This is a genomic window from Amycolatopsis ultiminotia, from assembly GCF_039536925.1.
Classification (GTDB): Bacteria; Actinomycetota; Actinomycetes; order Mycobacteriales; family Pseudonocardiaceae; genus Amycolatopsis; species Amycolatopsis ultiminotia.
In genome coordinates, this window is sequence record NZ_BAAAZN010000002.1 from 73637 (window position 1) to 90487 (window position 16851).

15 protein-coding genes are annotated in these 16851 nt (G+C 71.3%); 8 read left to right on the top strand and 7 right to left on the bottom strand.

Annotated features, from left to right (window positions below; all coding sequences use genetic code 11):
* Positions 1–72: 72 nt before the first annotated feature.
* Together ABD793_RS05300 and ABD793_RS05305 are read right to left on the bottom strand one after the other, a co-directional pair.
* On the bottom strand, positions 73–990 hold the full coding sequence (locus ABD793_RS05300) for a glutamate ABC transporter substrate-binding protein (protein ID WP_344855935.1): 918 nt from the start codon (positions 988–990) through the stop codon (positions 73–75).
* A 41-nt stretch (positions 991–1031) separates the two neighbouring features.
* Positions 1032–1760, bottom strand: coding sequence for an amino acid ABC transporter ATP-binding protein (locus ABD793_RS05305; RefSeq protein WP_344856841.1), 729 nt, complete (start codon positions 1758–1760; stop codon positions 1032–1034).
* 286 nt (positions 1761–2046) lie between these two features.
* Here ABD793_RS05305 and ABD793_RS05310 point away from each other — a divergent pair, with 286 nt between their 5' ends.
* Both ABD793_RS05310 and ABD793_RS05315 read left to right on the top strand, forming a co-directional pair.
* The gene (locus tag ABD793_RS05310; protein WP_344855937.1) at positions 2047–2712 is read left to right on the top strand and encodes a response regulator transcription factor; all 666 of its coding nucleotides are present in this window, start codon (positions 2047–2049) and stop codon (positions 2710–2712) included.
* A 3-nt stretch (positions 2713–2715) separates the two neighbouring features.
* Positions 2716–4110, top strand: a complete 1395-nt coding sequence (locus tag ABD793_RS05315; RefSeq protein WP_344855939.1) for a sensor histidine kinase — start codon at positions 2716–2718, stop codon at positions 4108–4110.
* Here the strand turns inward: ABD793_RS05315 and ABD793_RS05320 are convergent.
* Positions 4107–5012 carry a TAXI family TRAP transporter solute-binding subunit gene (locus ABD793_RS05320; protein ID WP_344855941.1) on the bottom strand — a complete coding sequence of 302 codons (906 nt, stop codon included), beginning with the start codon at positions 5010–5012 and terminating at the stop codon, positions 4107–4109. The two genes, ABD793_RS05315 and ABD793_RS05320, sit on opposite strands and share 4 nt — an antisense overlap.
* Positions 5013–5129: 117 nt before the next feature.
* Here ABD793_RS05320 and miaB point away from each other — a divergent pair, with 117 nt between their 5' ends.
* Positions 5130–6623 (top strand): tRNA (N6-isopentenyl adenosine(37)-C2)-methylthiotransferase MiaB, encoded by a 1494-nt coding sequence (gene miaB / locus ABD793_RS05325; protein WP_344855943.1) that lies wholly within the window; start codon positions 5130–5132, stop codon positions 6621–6623.
* A gap of 23 nt (positions 6624–6646) precedes the next feature.
* Entirely contained in the window at positions 6647–7096 is a 450-nt protein-coding gene (locus tag ABD793_RS05330; RefSeq protein WP_344856843.1) for an Rv2732c family membrane protein, read from the top strand.
* Positions 7097–7146: 50 nt separating this feature from the next.
* Here the strand turns inward: ABD793_RS05330 and ABD793_RS05335 are convergent, their stop codons facing one another.
* Positions 7147–8460 (bottom strand): DUF349 domain-containing protein, encoded by a 1314-nt coding sequence (locus tag ABD793_RS05335; protein WP_344855944.1) that lies wholly within the window; start codon positions 8458–8460, stop codon positions 7147–7149.
* A 215-nt stretch (positions 8461–8675) separates the two neighbouring features.
* On the opposite strand from ABD793_RS05335, the gene miaA reads away from it, so the two are divergent.
* Together miaA and dapF are read left to right on the top strand one after the other, a co-directional pair.
* A complete protein-coding gene (gene miaA, locus ABD793_RS05340; RefSeq protein ID WP_344855945.1) occupies positions 8676–9596 on the top strand; it encodes a tRNA (adenosine(37)-N6)-dimethylallyltransferase MiaA in 921 nt (306 codons plus the stop codon).
* 9 nt (positions 9597–9605) lie between these two features.
* Positions 9606–10433, top strand: coding sequence for a diaminopimelate epimerase (dapF, locus tag ABD793_RS05345; RefSeq protein ID WP_344855947.1), 828 nt, complete (start codon positions 9606–9608; stop codon positions 10431–10433).
* 114 nt (positions 10434–10547) lie between these two features.
* On the opposite strand, the gene valS is transcribed toward dapF, so the two are convergent.
* The gene (gene valS / locus ABD793_RS05350; RefSeq protein WP_344855949.1) at positions 10548–13061 is read right to left on the bottom strand and encodes a valine--tRNA ligase; all 2514 of its coding nucleotides are present in this window, start codon (positions 13059–13061) and stop codon (positions 10548–10550) included.
* Between the two features lie 59 nt (positions 13062–13120).
* Complete coding sequence (locus ABD793_RS05355; protein WP_344855951.1) at positions 13121–13699, bottom strand: TetR/AcrR family transcriptional regulator; 579 nt, start codon at positions 13697–13699, stop codon at positions 13121–13123.
* A gap of 85 nt (positions 13700–13784) precedes the next feature.
* On the opposite strand from ABD793_RS05355, the gene ABD793_RS05360 reads away from it, so the two are divergent.
* Complete coding sequence (locus ABD793_RS05360; protein WP_344855953.1) at positions 13785–14666, top strand: SDR family oxidoreductase; 882 nt, start codon at positions 13785–13787, stop codon at positions 14664–14666.
* Positions 14667–14982: 316 nt separating this feature from the next.
* On the opposite strand, the gene ABD793_RS05365 is transcribed toward ABD793_RS05360, so the two are convergent.
* Positions 14983–16248: an MFS transporter gene (locus tag ABD793_RS05365; RefSeq protein ID WP_344855955.1), complete on the bottom strand. Its 1266-nt coding sequence runs from the start codon at positions 16246–16248 to the stop codon at positions 14983–14985.
* 62 nt (positions 16249–16310) lie between these two features.
* Between ABD793_RS05365 and ABD793_RS05370 the strand changes: the two genes are divergently transcribed.
* Positions 16311–16814 (top strand): ArsR/SmtB family transcription factor, encoded by a 504-nt coding sequence (locus ABD793_RS05370; RefSeq protein ID WP_344855957.1) that lies wholly within the window; start codon positions 16311–16313, stop codon positions 16812–16814.
* Positions 16815–16851: the final 37 nt, after the last annotated feature.

Consider the following 16851-nt stretch of genomic DNA (forward strand, 5'->3'; position numbering starts at 1 on the left):
CGTCCGTGGGCTGGTGGTGGATGTGGAGCGGCCGGTGGACGGGAGCCCCGTCCACCGGCCGTGACCTCGAGGTCAGTACCGCTTGATGGTCGGCTTCGCCACGGTCGAGCCGGGCGTGCCGAGGGTGGCGTCGTAGATCTTCTGCCAGGTGCCGTCGTCCAGCGCCTTCTGCAGGATGTCGTCGATCTTGTCGCGCAGCGCCTTGTCGTTCTTGTCGAGGCCGATGCCGTAGGGCTCTTCCGAGAACGGCTTGCCGACGACCTTGAAGCTCTCCGGGTCCTGCTTGGCGAAGCCACGCAGGATCGCGTCGTCGGTGGTCACCGCGTCGACGTCCTTCGTGGACAGCTTCTCCACGCACTGCGAGTACTTCTGGAACTCGACGATGTTGCCCGGGTCGGTCAGCTTCTGCTCGCGCACCCGCTGGATCGGGGTCGATCCGGTGATCGAGCAGACCTTCTTGCCCTTCAGCGACTGCGGGCCGGTGATCGAGTCGTCGTCCGCGCGCACCAGCAGGTCCTGGCCCGCCTGGTAGTACGGCCCGGCGAAGGAGACGAGCTTCTTGCGCGAGTCGGAGATGGTGTAGGTGCCCACCATGTAGTTCACGTCGCCGTTCTGGATGGCCTGCTCACGGGCGCCGGAGTCGACCACCTTGTACTCGATCTTGTCCGGGGCGAAGCCGAGGCCGGCCGCGACCAGCTTGGAGATCTCGATGTCGAAACCGGTGTACTGCCCGGTCGTCGGGTCCTTCAGGCCGAGACCCGGCTGGTCGTCCTTGGCGCCGACGATGATCTTGGGGGCAGCCTTCATCTTCGCGAACACCGGCGAACCCGCCACGTCCACGTTCTGCGCCACGGGGTAGGTCGGCAGCGGCGCGGACGAGGCCGCCCCGCTCTGGTCGCCGCCGGACGAGTCCGGGGTGCCTTCCTTGCCGCAGGCCGTGAGCAGCAGACCGCCTGCCAGCAGTCCCACCGCGAGGGTGCGGATCCTCATCTGAATCTCTCCTGTGTCGGTCCGGAATTCCGGTGAACGGGTCAGTGGGTCAGGATCTTGCCCAGGAAGTCCTTCGCGCGCTCGCTGCGCGGTTTGGTGAAGAACTCCTCCGGGGTGGTGTCCTCGACGATCTCGCCGTCGGCCATGAAGATCACCCGGTCCGCGGCGCGGCGGGCGAAGCCCATTTCGTGGGTGACCACGAGCATCGTCATACCGTCCTTGGCGAGGCCTGCCATCACGTCGAGCACCTCCTGGACCATCTCCGGGTCCAGTGCCGAGGTCGGCTCGTCGAACAGCATCACCTTGGGGCGCATGGCGAGCGCGCGCGCGATGGCCACGCGCTGCTGCTGCCCGCCGGAAAGCTGCGCCGGGTACTTGTCCGCCTGGTCGGCGATGCCGACCCGCTCCAGCAGCTCCATCGCGGTGGCGCGGGCCTGCGCGGCGGCGGTCTTGCGCACCTTCACCGGCGCGAGCATCACGTTCTCGAGGATCGTCTTGTGCGCGAACAGGTTGAACTGCTGGAAGACCATCCCGACGTCGGCACGCAGCGAGGCGAGCGCCTTGCCCTCCGCGGGCAGCGGCACACCGTCCACCGCGACCTCGCCGGAGTTGACCGGCTCGAGCCGGTTGATCGCCCGGCACAGCGTCGACTTGCCCGATCCGGACGGCCCGAGCACCACCACGACCTGCCCGCGCGGCACCTCGAGGGTGATCTCCCGCAGCACGTGCAGGTCGCCGAAGTACTTGTTCACGGCGACCGCCTTGATCATCGGCGTCGCCACGTCCGTGGTCATCTGGCCTCCAGAGCTCCTTGTTCGTCGGTGGCTGCGGGAACGAGATCCCACGTCGATGGCGGAAACCTACTCCCGTCGGCCCTCGTGTAAAGGTCGCTTGAGCAATCCTTAGGGTCTCAACTACGTATCGAAGACGGCCGCCGTGGCGGCCGGGCGCTGCTCAGCCTAGCCGGGCCGGGCTCGCCCGCCACCCGGCACCGGCGGCGCGGGGGTGCCCTAGAGTTCGCGGCTACCGTGGTCTGGATCACCGGGGAGGCGAACGGTGCGGGTGCTGCTGGTGGAGGACGACGACCGGGTGGCCGGTGCGCTCGTGCCCGCACTGTCCCGCCGCGGGCTGACGATGCAGCGGCTGGCCGCCGGCGCCGGGGTGCTCGAGCGGGTGCACGACGTCGACGTGGTGCTGCTCGACCTCGGCCTGCCCGATGTGGACGGCGTGCAGCTGTGCCGCCGGATCCGCGCGGTGAGCGACGTGGCGGTGATCGTGGTGTCCGCGCGCGGTGAGGTGGACGACCGGGTGCAGGGCTTGCGCGCCGGTGCCGACGACTACCTGGTGAAGCCCTACGACGTGGAGGAACTGCTGGCCAGGGTCGAGGCGGTGCGCCGCCGCCGCGGCGATCCGTCGGTCTCCGCGGCGCCCGTGGTGGAGGTCGGCGACGTGCGGATCGACACGGCCCGGCACGAGGTGCTCGTGGCCGGCCGGCCGGTCGCCTTGTCGCGCAAGGAGTTCCAGGTGCTCGCGCTGGTGGCGGGCGCACGCGGCGCGGTGTGCTCGCGCGAGCAGGTGCTGAACGAGGTGTGGGGGCACCGCGGCGCGGCGGAAAGCCGGTCACTGGACGTGCACGTGGCCACGCTGCGCACCAAGCTCGGCCGTCCGGCACTGATCGAGACCGTGCGCGGGGTCGGCTACCGGCTGGGCGGGCAGGGCTGAGCGGTGCGCGTCCGGCTGCAGGGCATCGTCGTCACGCTCGTCGCACTGCTCGTGTTCGGTCTCGGCATCCCGCTCGCGCTGAGCATCGCAGGCAGCCTGAAGCAGCAGCTGTTCCTCGACCGGCTCACCGACACCGCCCGGCTCGCCTCGCTCGCCCAGCAGCCGCTGATCGACAACCGGATTTCCCTGCTGGCACCCGAACTGCGCCGGTACACCGAGGTGTACGGGGTCCGGGTGGTCGTGGTGAACCAGGACGGCGCCGCCGTGCTCAGTTCGCTCGGCGCCGCGAACGCGGCCGGCATCGACCGGGCGGCCATCGAGGCACCGGTGAACGAGGCGCTCGCGGGCCGTCCCCCGGAACCCGGTTCGCCGCTGCTGCCGTGGGCGGGTGATCCGCTGGTGCTGGCCGAGCCGATCCTCATCGACGGCGAAGTACGCGGGGTCGTCGTGACCGAGTCCGCGACCGACCACGCACGCACGCTGCTGCTGTGGCGGTGGCTGCTGCTGGCTGCCGGCGCCGTGGTGGCGTTCGGTCTCGCGCTGCTGGTGATGCTCCCGGTGGTGCGCTGGACGCTGCGCCCGGTCCGGCGGCTCGACGAGGCGACCGGGGCACTGGTCGCCTCCGTGGTCAGCGGGCGCGAGGCGGTGCCGGTCGGGGAGAGCGGCGGGCCGCCCGAGCTGCGTCAGCTGGGCCGCTCGTTCGACCGGATGGCGGCGAGTGTGTCCGAGGCGCTGGCCGCGCAGCGCGCCTTCGTGGCCGACGCCTCGCACCAGCTGCGCAATCCGCTCACCGCGTTGAAGATCCGCCTCGGCAACCTGGACGGTCAGGTCGGCGACGAGACCGCCGCCGCCGATCTCGAAGCCGCCCGGGTGGATGCCCAGCGGCTCAACGAGATTCTCGACGAGCTGCTGTCCATGGCGCGGGCCGAATCGGCAGGCGGCGAGCTGGTGTCCGAAGATCTCGCCGCGGTGGTCGCCGACCGCGTCGCGGACTGGTCGGTGGTCGGCGCCGCACGCGAGGTCGCCTTGGAAAGCGAAGTCGACGTGCCCGGCGCACGGGTGCAGGTGCCGCCCCGCGGGCTGGAGGTCGTCCTCGACGCACTGCTCGACAACGCGCTCAAGTTCACCGCCGCGGGGACTTCGGTCCTGGTCACCGCGGAACGCACCGGCGGACGGGTGACGCTGGCCGTGCGTGACCACGGGCCGGGCCTGCGCGAGCAGGAGCTGGCGCGCGCCGTGGACCGGTTCTGGCGCAGCACCGCGCACCAGAACGTGCCCGGTTCCGGACTGGGACTGGCGATCGTGCGCGAGATCGCCCGGCACTCCGGCGGCGAACTGCGGCTGTCCCTGCCGGAGGGCGGCGGCCTGCGGGTCGAGCTGGAGCTGCCTGCCGGCTAGAGCTTCCCGGCCCGGTAGTAGTCCAGCGCGCCCTGGTGCAGTGGTACCGGTTCGGTCTCGATGCCCGGGTGCACGTCGATGGACAGCGCCGCGCGGTTGGCCCTGGCCAGCGCCGGGCGTGCGGCGTAGAGGCCCTTGGTCAGCTCCTCGGCCACGTCGGCGGGCATCGAGGTGGGCACGACCAGGAAGTTCGGTACCACGAGCGTGGTCACCGGATTCGGCTGATCGTAGGTGACGGCGGGGATGGTCGCGGTGCTGTAGACCGGGCTGAACTCCTGCATGCCCGGCATCAGGTCGGCCATGTCGAGCAACCGCAGGCCGACCTTGCGGGTGTACTGCGTGATCAGCGGGGTGGGCAGCCCGCCGGACCAGAACAGCGCGTCGACCTTGCGCTCGGCGAGCGCGGTGAGCGAATCCTCCAGGCCGAGGTCCTGCACGGTGACCGAACCGCGCAGCCCGGCGACCTGCAGCACCCGTCCGGCGATGTACTCCACGCCCGACTCCGGCGAGCCGACCGCGATGTGGTGGCCGCGCAGCATCTGCACCGAGGAGTAGGGGGAATCGGCGCGCACCACGATGTGCAGGTAGTCGTCGTGGATGCGGGCGAGTGCGGCCAGTTTCCCCGGATGTGCGGTGGCCGAGTCGGTGGCCAGGTCGGCGGCGACGAACGCAATGTCGGCCTTGCCGGAGAGCACGCGGTTGAGATTGTCGCCGGAGCCCTGGGTGCCCAGCACCTCGGGCCGGTCGATGCCGAGCCCGCTGGCCCACGCGTCGGCCAGCGGCCCGGCCAGATCGTGGTAGACCCCGCCGGCCGCGCCCGCCGCGATACGCAGGTGCAGGCCGGGAAACCCCGGTCCGCAGCCGGTCAGCAGCGCCCCCGCTGCGATCAGCGCGGCCGCCATTGCCGTGCGCCTCCGACACCTCCGCATGGGGGGATCGTGCCAGACCGGCCGCGGAAGCGGCGACGAGCGGGCAGGGCGCGGCCCGGACAGGTGGCACGGGGGATAGTCTGGGGGGCGATGACCGAGACCCAGGTTCGCAAAACCTACCAGATCCGTACGTTCGGCTGCCAGATGAACGTGCACGACTCGGAGCGCCTCGCCGGGCAGCTCGAGGAGGCCGGCTACGTCCCCGCGGACGCGGCGGGGAAGCCGGACCTGGTCGTGTTCAACACCTGCGCGGTGCGCGAAAACGCGGACAACAAGCTGTACGGCACGCTCGGGCACCTGCGCCCGGACAAGGTCGCGAACCCCGGTATGCAGATCGCGGTCGGCGGCTGCCTGGCGCAGAAGGACCGGGGCGAGATCGTCAAGCGCGCGCCGTGGGTCGACGTCGTGTTCGGTACGCACAACCTCGGCTCGCTGCCGACGCTGCTGGAGCGCGCGCGGCACAACACCGAAGCCGAGGTGGAGATCCTCGAATCGCTCGAGACCTTCCCGTCCATGCTGCCCGCGCGCCGCGAATCGTCCTACGCGAGCTGGGTGTCGGTTTCGGTCGGCTGCAACAACACCTGCACGTTCTGCATCGTGCCGTCGTTGCGCGGCAAGGAACGCGACCGCCGGCCGGGCGAGATCCTCGCCGAGGTCGGGGCGCTGGTCGCCGAAGGCGTGCTGGAGGTGACGCTGCTGGGGCAGAACGTGAACTCCTACGGTGTCGAATTCGGCGACCGGCTCGCGTTCGGCAAGCTGCTGCGTGCCTGCGGCGGCATCGACGGGCTGGAGCGCGTGCGGTTCACCTCGCCGCATCCGGCCGCCTTCACCTCCGACGTGATCGACGCGATGGCCGAGACCCCGAACGTGTGCCACCAGCTGCACATGCCGCTGCAGTCCGGCTCCGACCGGGTGCTGCGCGAGATGCGCCGTTCCTACCGGTCCACGCGGTTCCTCGGGATTCTCGAGCAGGTGCGGTCGGTGATGCCGGACGCGGCGATCACCACCGACATCATCGTGGGCTTCCCGGGCGAGACCGAGGAGGACTTCCAGGCCACTCTCGACGTGGTCCGCGAGGCTCGCTTCGCGAGCGCGTTCACCTTCCAGTACTCGAAACGCCCCGGCACGCCGGCCGCGACGATGCCCGGCCAGCTGCCGAAGCAGGTCGTGCAGGAGCGCTACGACCGGCTGGTCGAGCTGCAGAACGAGATCTCCTGGGAGGAGAACCGGGCACTGGTGGGCCGAAAGGTCGAGCTGCTGGTCGCCGAGGGCGAGGGGCGCAAGGACGCCGCGACCCACCGGATGAGCGGACGGGCCCGCGACGGGCGGCTGGTGCACTTCACCCCGACCGGCCCGGCCGTGGACCGCGCGGTGCGGCCCGGGGACGTGGTGGAAACCGTGATCAGCTACGGAGCACCGCACCACCTGGTCGCCGACGGCGACCTCCGCACGCACCGCCGCACCCGGGCGGGCGACAACGCCGAGGCGGGCCTTCGGCCCACGACGAACGGGGTCACGCTGGGCCTGCCGGGCTTCGGTGCCCCGGCCGCGCAGGCTGCCCCGGTGAGCGAGTGTGCACGGTGAGCGAGACGGGTACCCCGGCCGAAATGGACCGGGAACTGAGCGAGGAGATCGACGAGGCGGGCCGTCGTGCGGCGCGCACGGTCGAACTGGGCCGGCGCGGGTTCACCATCTCGGTGCTGATCTTCGTGTTGCTGGTCGCGCTGTTGCTGCCGTGGGCCGAAGGGCATGCGGGCTGGCAGGCGCTGGCCGGGGCGGCAGGCGGCATCCCGCAGCTGTTCGCCGCGACGTCCACCGGGATCGGCGTGCTCGCGGGTGCGGTGGCACTGGTGAGCCGCCGCTGGTGGGTGGCCTGGTGCTGTGCGGCCGGTGGCTGGTTCGCCTCGGTCGACGGCCTGCTGGCCATCTGGTCCCAGCAGTCCGCGCACGCCAGCGGGGCCACCGGCGGCGGTCCCGGCCTCGGCATGATCATCGCCTGGATCGCGACGCTCGTGTTGGCGACGTTGTGGATGCGTACGGCGTTTTCGCGTCGTTGACGGTGAGGGCCGCCTCCCGGTGGGGAGGCGGCCCGGCATCGGCGGGCGGATCAGCGGTCGGCGACGGCGGCCTCTGCGGCCTGCATCCACTCCCGCCACTGCGCGGCCTGGTCCTCGGCCTTCTTCGCGCGGCGCTCGTCACCGGCGGCACGGGCCTTCTCGGCCTGCGTCTCGAACTGCTCGACGCGTTCGCGGAACTGCGCGGCGCGGGCCTGTGCCTCCGGATCGGTGCGGCGCCAGCGGCTGTCCTCCGCCGCCTTCACCTTGTCCTGTACCGCCTTCAGCCTGCCGTCCAGCTCACGGATGCGCTCGCGCGGCACCTTGCCGATCTCGTCCCACTGCTCCTGGATACGGCGCAGCGCCGCCTTGGCCGCGTCGAGGTTCGCCGAGGCGTCGATCTTCTCCGCCTCGACCAGCAGCTCCTCCTTGCGCGTTGCGTTACCGGCGAATTCCGCGTCCCGTTCGGAGAACACTGCCGAACGGCGCGCGAAGAAGGCGTCCTGCGCGGCGCGGAAGCGCTGCCACAGCGCTTCGTCACTGTCCTTCGGAGCCCGGCCCGCGGCTTTCCACTCGGCCATCAGGTCCTTGTACCGGCCCGCGGTGGGGCCCCAGTCCGCCGAATCGGACAGCGCCTCGGCCTCGGCGATCAGCTCCTCCTTGCGGTGCTTCGCGCTTGCCCGCTGCTTGTCCAGCTCGGCGAAGTGCGAACCGCGGCGCCGGTTGAACGCTTCGCGCGCCTTCGAGAACCGCTTCCACAGCTCGTCGTCGGTCTTGCGGTCGACGCCCTTGACCGTCTTCCACTCGTCGAGGATCGCGCGCAGCCGGTCGCCCGCGACCTTCCACTGGGTGGATTCGGCGGCGATCTTCTCCGCTTCCTCGGCCAGCACCTGCTTGCGCGCGACGGCCGCCGCCCGCGCCTCCTCGCGTTCGTGCTTGACGCTGGCCAGCGCCTTCTCCGCGACGCCGAGCACGTACTCGACCCTGGCCGCCAGCGCGGCGAGGTCGCCGACCACGGCGGCCTCGCCGAGCCCGTCCCTGATCTGCGTCGCGGTGGCCAGCGCGTGCTTCGGATCGCCCGCACCGGACTTCAGCCGCGTCTCGAGCAGCTCCACCTCGGTCCGCACGTCGTCGAAGCGGCGGGCGTAGTGCAGCAGGCCCTCCTCCGGGGTGCCGGCCTGCCACACCCCGACGGTCCGCTCACCCTCGGCGGTGAAGACATAGACGGTGCCCTCTTCGTCGATCCGTCCCCAGGTGGACGGGGCGGTTTCCGCGGGCGGCACGGCCGGCGCGGCAGAGCCTGCGCCGTGCGCGTGCGGCACCGGGTGCGGCGCCGGGGTACCGGGGGACGTGTTCTCCTGGGCCATCGCAGGCTCCTTATCGCCTGTACGCCCGCGGCTGCGGGCGCCCCACCGTGCGGCGGGGCCGGGTTGCGCTGTCGTGCGGGGGCATGGGGCCCCAGCGGCATTCAAGCAGCTCAGCGCCCGCCGTGGTACCGGAAGAGCCGCCTGAAACCAGTGATCCTACTTCTCCCGGACGCTCCGTGCCCTCCTCCGCGTCCGCCCGGGTAGCCTTCACCAGCGTGATCAGCCCAGCTCAGCCGCCCTTCCCGGTGGCCGTCGTCGGTCCGACCGCCACCGGGAAGACGGCGCTGGCCGTACACCTGGCGCTGGCGCTCGATGGCGAAGTGGTGAACGCGGACGCGCTGCAGCTCTACCGGGGGATGGACATCGGCACCGCGAAAGCGACGCCGGAGGAACGCCGGGGAGTGCCGCACCACCTGCTCGACGTACTCGACGTGACCGAAACGGCGTCCGTCGCCGCCTATCAGCGTGCTGCCCGGAGCACGATCGAAGGGATACTCGCGGCAGGCCGGACCCCGGTGCTGACCGGCGGCTCCGGGCTCTACGTCCAGGCGGTGCTCGACGATCTGCGGTTCCCCGGCACCGATCCGGCGGTCCGCGCGCGGCTGGACGCCGAGGCGTCCGAGGTCGGTACCGCCGCACTGCACACCCGGCTGGGGGAGCGGGACCCGGCGGCCGCGGCGGCGATCCTGCCGACGAACACCCGCCGCATCGTGCGGGCGCTGGAGGTCATCGAGATCACCGGCGAGCCGTTCTCGGCGAATCTGCCGAAACCGGGTCCGGCGCGCTACGGCACCGTGCTGATCGGTGTCGATCGGGCTGCCGCCGAACTGGACGACCGGGTCGACCTGCGGGTGGAGCGGATGTTCGCGGCCGGTCTGGTCGACGAGGTCCGCGAGCTGGCAGGCCGCGGACTACGGGAAGGCAAGACCGCCTCGCGCGCGCTGGGCTACCAGCAGGTACTGGCCGAGCTGGACGGCGAAGGGGATTTCGCGGCGGCCGCCGCGGCCACCGCACAGGCCACTCGCAGGTTCGTGCGACGGCAGCGGTCGTGGTTCCGCCGCGACCGGCGGATCCGGTGGTTCGACGGTGCGGAACCGGACCTGGCCGAGGGAGTTCTCACCGCGCTCGCCCAGTAGCCTGGCCCCATGGGCGGTATCGAATTCCTGAAGGGCCACGGCACGCAGAACGACTTCGTGCTGTTGCCCGACCTGTGCGGCCGCCTCGATCTGACGACGGAGCGGGTCGCCGCACTGTGCGACCGGCAGCGTGGCCTCGGTGCCGACGGGGTGCTGCGGGTGGTCCGCGCGAGCGCGCTCGGCGTGGCGTCGGAGGGCGAGTGGTTCATGGACTACCGCAATGCCGACGGCTCGATCGCCGAGATGTGCGGCAACGGCGTGCGCGTCTTCGCCCGCTACCTCGTCGACGCGGGCCTGGCCGGACAGGGCGGGTTCACCGTGGGTACCCGTGCGGGCGACCGGCCGGTCACCGTGCACCCGGACCGCTCGGTCACCGTCCACATGGGACCGGCCACGATCACCGGCACCTCGGTCACGGTGGTCGGCGGACGGCCGTTCTCCGGTGTGGCCGTCGACGTCGGCAACCCGCATCTGGTGTCCGTGCTCGACGACGACGTGGCCGTGCTGGACCTGCGCGATCAGCCCGATTTCGACCACGACGTGTTCCCGTCCGGGGTGAACCTGGAATTCGTCAACGTGCTCGGCGACGGCGCACTGCGGATGCGCGTGCACGAGCGCGGCGTGGGGGAGACCCGGGCCTGCGGCACCGGCACGGTCGCCGCGGTGGCCGCCGCACTGCACCTGGCCGGCACCGACGCCGGGGAGTCCACAGTGGACATCCCGGGCGGACGGGTGCTGGTTACCGTCGAACGCGGTTCGGCCACCCTCACCGGCCCGGCGGAGATCGTTGCGCGCGGCGAACTGGACGAAGCCTGGTGGGCCGCCGCCGGCAGGTAAGGAGTTCCCGGGTGCGTGCCCGGGTGGTCGCGCGCCGGCCGGGATCTCCTTGCCCGCGGCTCGCTGCTGCGGCCGAGCGGGCGAAGGGTGGTTCCGGCGGCCGACCGCGGCAGCTCAGCCGATCGTCACCTCCACGGACAGCTCGCCGTCGCCGTGGCGGGTGGTCACCGTGCCGACCGCGCCGGCGGTGCGCACGTCGTCGGACACCGCGGCGAAGCCGGTGAGCACGTCCGGCGGCCCGGCCACGGCGAGCGTTTCCACCGCGGACCGCATCGACACCTTCGCATCGGTTTTGGCCCGGCGCACCGCTGCGATGACCGAACCCGCGAGCGGCAGCAACGCGGTGTCCCCGTCGGTATCGGGTGCGCTCGGCCACGGCGCGCTGTGCACGGAGCCCTCCTGCCACCACGACCACACCTCTTCGGCCGCGAACGGCAGGACCGGCGCGAGCATCCGGACCAGTGCGGAGAGCACGGTCGTCAGCGCCACCTTGGCGGATCCGGCGGCGGCCTCGCCCCGGTCGCCGTACGCGCGGCCCTTCACCAGCTCCACGTAGTCGTCGCAGAAGGTCCAGAAGAACGTCTCGGTCGCCTGCAGTGCGCGGGCCTGGTCCAGCGCCTCGAACGCCGCGGTGGCGTCGCCGATCACCCGGCCCAACGCGGCGAGCACGGATCGGTCCAGTGCTTCGGTGGCGACCGCGTCCGGGGCGGGCAGGCCGAGCCCGAGCACGAACCGGCTCACGTTCAGCAGCTTCGTCGCGAGCCGTCGCCCGACCTTCATCTGGCCTTCGTCCACCGCCGTGTCCACGCCCGGACGGGCGCTCGCCGCCCAGTAGCGCACGGCGTCGGAACCGTGCCGCTCCAGCAGATCCGCCGGCGTGACGACGTTGCCCACCGATTTCGACATCTTCTTACGGTCCGGATCGAGCACCCAGCCGGAGATCACCGCGTCCCGCCACGGCAGCACGCCCTCCTCCAGCTCGGCGCGCACCGTGGTGGAGAACAGCCAGGTCCGGATGATCTCGTGCGCCTGCGGCCGCAGCGAGTACGGGAAGACGCGGCGGAACAGCGCGTCGTCGGTGCCCCAGCGGCCGGCGATCTGCGGGGTGAGCGACGACGTGGCCCAGGTGTCCATCACGTCCGGCTCGGCGGTGAACCCGCCGGGCACGTCGCGCTGTGCCTCGGTGTACCCCGGCGGCAGGTCGGTGCTCGGGTCCACCGGCAGGCTCGCTTCGGCAGGCACCAGCACCGCATCGTGGTCGGGTTCGCCGGTCCCGTCGAGCGGGTACCAGACCGGGATCGGCACGCCGAAGAACCGCTGCCTGCTGATCAGCCAGTCGCTCGTGAGGCCTTCGACCCAGCCGCGGTAGCGCACCTGCATGTGCGGCGGCACCCAGTTGAGTTCGGCCCCGCGGTCGAGCAGTTTCGCGCGCAGGTCCTCGTCGCGCCCGCCGTTGCGCAGGTACCACTGCCTGCTGGTGACGATCTCGAGCGGTTTGTCGCCCTTCTCGTAGAACTTCACCGGATGCGTGATCGGCCGCGGTTCACCCCGCAGTGCGCCGGCCTCCCGCAGCAGGTCCACGACGATCTGCCGTCCGGTGTGGACGGTCTTGCCGGCCAGCGGCGCATACGCTTCGGCCCGGATGCCGTGCGGTGCCTCGGGCCGGAACCGCCCGTCGCGCCCGAGGACCGGTCGGGTGTCCAGCTGCAGCGCGCGCCACCAGGTGACGTCGGTGGTGTCGCCGAAAGTGCACACCATCGCGATGCCGGTGCCTTTCTCCGGGTCGGCCAGATGATGCGCGTGCACCGGCACCTCGGCGCCGAACACCGGCGTGCGGACGGTCCGGCCGACGAGGTGGCGGTAGCGCTCGTCGTCCGGGTGTGTCACGAGTGCGACGCAGGCGGGCAGCAACTCCGGCCGGGTGGTGGAAATCAGCACCTCGGCGCCGTCATCGGAGGTGAACACCAGATCGTGGTAGGCGCTCGGCCGCTCCCGGTCCTCGAGTTCGGCCTGCGCGACGGCGGTGCGGAAGGTGACGTCCCACAGGGTCGGCGCTTCGGATTGGTAAGCCTCGCCGCGGGCGAGGTTGCGCAGGAACGCGCGTTGCGAAATGCGTGTGGTCGCCGGATCGATGGTCTGGTAGGCCAGCGTCCAGTCCACCGAGAGCCCGATCCGCCGCCAGACCTGTTCGAAGACCTTCTCGTCGTCCTCGGACAGCAGGCGGCACAGCTCCACGAAATTGCGCCGCGACACCGGAATCACGTTCTTGCCCGGCTTTTCCGGCGGGGCGAACGACGGATCGTAGGGCAGTGCCGGTTCGCAGCGCACGCCGAAGTGGTTCTGCACCCGGCGTTCGGTGGGCAGGCCGTTGTCGTCCCAGCCGACCGGGTAGAACACCGAACGTCCCCGCATCCGCTGGTAGCGCGCGATGACGTCGGTGTGGGTGTAGGAGAACACGTGCCCGATGTGCAGTGAACCGCTCGCGGTGAGCGGCGGGGTGTCGATCGAGTAGACCTCGTCGCGCGTGCGGTCGAAGCGGTAAACGCCCTCGTGCTCCCATACCGGTACCCACTTCGCTTCCAGTCCGTCGACACCGACCTTGCGTGGGACCTCGGGAGTGGCGTTCATGGAACGACTCTAAACGTGCCGTCGTGGCCTTGTGCCGGGGTGGTCACCGGGCGTCCGGGTCAACTCAGCGATGCGCTTGCCGCCCGCAGCTCGTCCAGCGCCGCCAGGGTGTAGTCGGCGAGCTCGTCTTCGGCGGCACGGTTGCCGTCGGACCATTCGGCGTACCCGCGTTTGAAGGCGAGGGAAGCCAGTTCGCTGGCGACCGCAGCGGTCGCGTCGGGTACGCCGCGGGCGACCAGTGCGTCGGCCATCGCGGCCGCGAGGCTGACGGTCTTGAGCGCGTCGCGCGCCTGAAGTTCGGCGCTGGCGGCGACGGCCGCCTTCAGCCGAGGGGCGATCTCGCGATTCATCGGGCCCATCGCGCTCGAGGCGCGCTCGAGCCCGGCCGCGACCGCGTCGAGCGGACCGGCGTCATCGGGCGCGCCGGAGATGCCCTCGACCAGCAACCGGCTCAGCGTCTCCTGCCCGGCCACCAGCACCTCGCGCTTGTCCGGGAAGTGCCGGAAGAAGGTGCTTTTGGTGACCCCGGCCCGTTCGGCGATCTGCGCCACCGTGGTGGCGTCGTACCCCTGTTCGGTGAACAGATCGACCGCAGCCATTACGAGGCGTTCCCGTGCGCCGGGTTCCCACCGAGCCATGAGTTCATCCTATGTGATGGCACTCTTGTCCCGTTACTCTGCTAGGGTGACGAGACAAGAGTCCCATCACTTGCGGGAGAGTTCCATGCGCGTCTTTGTCACCGGCGGTACCGGCCTGATCGGCTCCGCTGTCGTTGCCGAGCTGCTCGGCAACGGTCACACCGTCCTCGCACTCGCCCGGTCCGAGGCGTCCGCGCAGGCCGTCGAGAAGGCCGGTGCCGAACCGCTCCGGGGCGGCCTGGCCGATCTGGACGTCCTCCGCGCCGGCGTCGCGCAGACCGACGGGGTGATCCACCTGGCGTTCGGCAATGACTTCAGCAGCGCCGAGGCATTGGCGAAGACGGTCGCCGAAGAAAGCACCGCCCTCACCACTCTCGGTGAGGAGCTCATCGGCAGCGACCGTCCGATCGTCACGGTCTCGGGCACGCCTGATGTGCCGGGGCGCGCCTCCACCGAGGCCGACCCGCTGTCGACCGAGGGGCCGGTCGGAGGTCGCGCTCGCGCGGTCACGGCGGTATTGGACCTGGCCTCGCGCGGGGTCCGGACCTCGGGGATCCGCCTGCCGCGCACAGTGCACAACGAAGGCGCGGGCGGGTTCGCCGGCATCCTGACCAATATCGCGCGCCAGAGCGGAGTGTCCGGTTACCCGGGCGACGGCACCCAGCGCTGGCCCGCCGTGCACGCGCTCGACGCGGCAGTCCTCTTCCGGCTCGCCCTGGAGAAGGCCGAAGCCGGCACCGCCTGGCACGCCGTGGCCGACGAGGGGGACCAGGTACGCGACATCGCCGCGGTCATCGGCCGTCGGCTGGGCCTGCCGGTCGAGCAGGTGGACCCGGAGATCTACGGTCCGCTCGGCGGGATCTTCTCGGCCGACCAGCCCTCGTCCAGCGCCCACACCCGGCAGGTGCTCGGCTGGGAGCCGAAGCAGCCGCGTCTGCTGGAGGACCTGGAGAAGATCCAGCCCTGACCGTCGGCCACGGCCGTGCCCCGGCTGTCCGCGGCGTGACGGGTCGAAGTCGGTGAGCGGGCCCCGGTGTCCCCGGTGCGAAGGTCCGCATCGGGACCCGTCACCGGACGATGCTCGTCGGCCTCGCGCCGGTGGATGGCGAGAAGTGGATCCGGCCGTTGCGTTCGGCTGGGCAGGACCACGGTGCGGTGGCGAACCACCGATGGCGGCTCGTCCGGCCGGGCGTGGTGGGTCAGTCTCGTCCGTCACGAGGATTGCCGGAAGGCCCGGGGTTTCCGCGACGTCGACGTCCCTCGGCGTCCAGTAGCCGCGGTCCTCAGGATCCGGGCTGCGCGGCGGGTGCCGGCGTTTCCGGCGCGACCGGGAGGTCCCGCATCCGCCGCAGCGGCGAGCAGATCACCCAGAGCGCACCGATGAGCTGCCCGCCCATCGCCGCCCACAGCGCGCCGGTCAGGCCCAGCCCTTCGCCGAGCGCGCCGCCGAGCAGCCCGCCGAGCGGCATCGCGCCCCACACGACGAACCGGACGCTGGCGTTCATCCGGCCCAGCAACCGGTCCGGCGTGATCGCCTGCCGGTAGGAGACCTGCGCGATGTTGTAGAGGATCGCGCCGAAGCCCGCCGCGGCGAGGCCGAGCCCGGCGAGCGGGAGCCGCCAGCCCGGACCGGCGAACGGCACCAGCAGGGCGCCGGGCCAGCTCAGTACCGGGACGAGCCAGATCGAACGGGCCTGTCCGAGCCGCCGGATGACCGGTCCGGCGCACAGTGCGGCGAGGATCCCGCCGATGCCGCCCACCGCGAGCAGCACGCCGACCTCGGCCGGGGCGAGCCCGGCCGTCCTGGTCAGGAACACCACTTCCACCGCCTGCCCGGCCGCGCCGAACAGGTTCGAGGTCGCGGTGCACGCCACGATCGCGCGCAACGGCCGGTCGGTCATCACGAACCGCAGGCCTTCCAGCATCTGCGGCAGCAGGCGATCGTGCCCGGTGCGGGACGGCCGGTCCTCCACGGTGCGGATGCGCCACAGGCACAGCGCCGAGGTGAGGTATCCGGCGCCGGTGACCACGACCGTGCTCGCTGCGCCAAGGAACTGCACGAGTACGCCGGCCAGGCTCGGCCCGGCGATCTGCGCGGACGACTGCACGCCCTGCAGTTTCGCGTTGCCCTCCAGCAGCCGGGCGCGGCCCACCAGTGCGGGCAGGTAGGCCTGGTAGGACACGTCGAACAACACCGTTGCGAAACCGGTGAGCAGCACGGCGATGAGCACGTGTGCCATGGTCAGCACGCCCGCCCACCACGCGAACGGGATGCTGAGCAGCAGCACCGCGCGCACCAGATCGGCAGTCAGCATCAGCGGCCGTTTGCGCAGCCGGTCCACCCACACCCCGGCGGGCAGCCCGATGAGCAGGAAACCCAGTGTCTCGGCCGCGGTCAGCAGGCCCATCTCGAACGGCGTCGCGGCGAGCGTCACCGCCGCCAGCAGCGGGATGGCGGTCATCCCGACGAACGTGCCGAGCTGACTCGCGCTGTCGCCTGCCCAGAGCCGGCGGAAACCGGCGTGGAAGAACAACGAGTCGCGGTTCACACGGCCGAGTGTTGTCAAGCGATTGGAAAGTGTCAATTACTCACTCCGCCTAGGCTGGCGGAGTGCCGAGGAAACGACGTCGCTCCACCGAGGCCGAGGCGGCCGCGCTCGCGTCCGGAATACGGCTGCGGATCATCCGGTTGACTTCTTTCGAGGCCATGACCAACCAGGAACTGGCGCAGCGGCTCGGCCGCGATCCGGCGACCACGCTGCATCACGTGCGACGTCTGGTCGACACCGGTTTCCTCGTCCCGCAACAGCCGCGGCGAGGTGCTCGCGGGGCGAAGGAGATCCCGTACCTCTCCACCGGTCTTTCCTGGGAACTGTCGTACGACGAGCCGTCGACCGGGGTCGGCGAGGCCATGTTGGAGGCGTTCCTCGCCGAGCTTGCCGAGGCCGAACCTGCCGAGGTCGACGCGAGCAGGCTCGTGTTCCAGCTTCCGCCGGAGGAGATCGAGGAGTTCAAGGCCCGGATGGGCGATCTGCTCGACGAGTTCCGCCGGCGGCCCCGCGATCCGGCCGCGGAACGCACCGCGGTCTACGTCTCGATCTATCCCAGCAGGTAATGCGCTCGGCTCCCGCGCGGAAACGTGGGACCATGGA

What these genes read in the sequence shown, in the direction of transcription:
- ABD793_RS05300 (WP_344855935.1), bottom strand. Translation starts at nt 990, where the DNA reads ATGAGGATCCGCACCCTCGCGGTGGGACTGCTGGCAGGCGGTCTGCTG.
- ABD793_RS05305 (WP_344856841.1), bottom strand. Translation starts at nt 1,760, where the DNA reads ATGATCAAGGCGGTCGCCGTGAACAAGTACTTCGGCGACCTGCACGTG.
- ABD793_RS05320 (WP_344855941.1), bottom strand. Translation starts at nt 5,012, where the DNA reads ATGGCGGCCGCGCTGATCGCAGCGGGGGCGCTGCTGACCGGCTGCGGA.
- miaB (WP_344855943.1), top strand. Translation starts at nt 5,130, where the DNA reads ATGACCGAGACCCAGGTTCGCAAAACCTACCAGATCCGTACGTTCGGC.
- ABD793_RS05330 (WP_344856843.1), top strand. Translation starts at nt 6,647, where the DNA reads ATGGACCGGGAACTGAGCGAGGAGATCGACGAGGCGGGCCGTCGTGCG.
- ABD793_RS05335 (WP_344855944.1), bottom strand. Translation starts at nt 8,460, where the DNA reads ATGGCCCAGGAGAACACGTCCCCCGGTACCCCGGCGCCGCACCCGGTG.
- dapF (WP_344855947.1), top strand. Translation starts at nt 9,606, where the DNA reads ATGGGCGGTATCGAATTCCTGAAGGGCCACGGCACGCAGAACGACTTC.
- valS (WP_344855949.1), bottom strand. Translation starts at nt 13,061, where the DNA reads ATGAACGCCACTCCCGAGGTCCCACGCAAGGTCGGTGTCGACGGACTG.
- ABD793_RS05355 (WP_344855951.1), bottom strand. Translation starts at nt 13,699, where the DNA reads ATGGCTCGGTGGGAACCCGGCGCACGGGAACGCCTCGTAATGGCTGCG.
- ABD793_RS05360 (WP_344855953.1), top strand. Translation starts at nt 13,785, where the DNA reads ATGCGCGTCTTTGTCACCGGCGGTACCGGCCTGATCGGCTCCGCTGTC.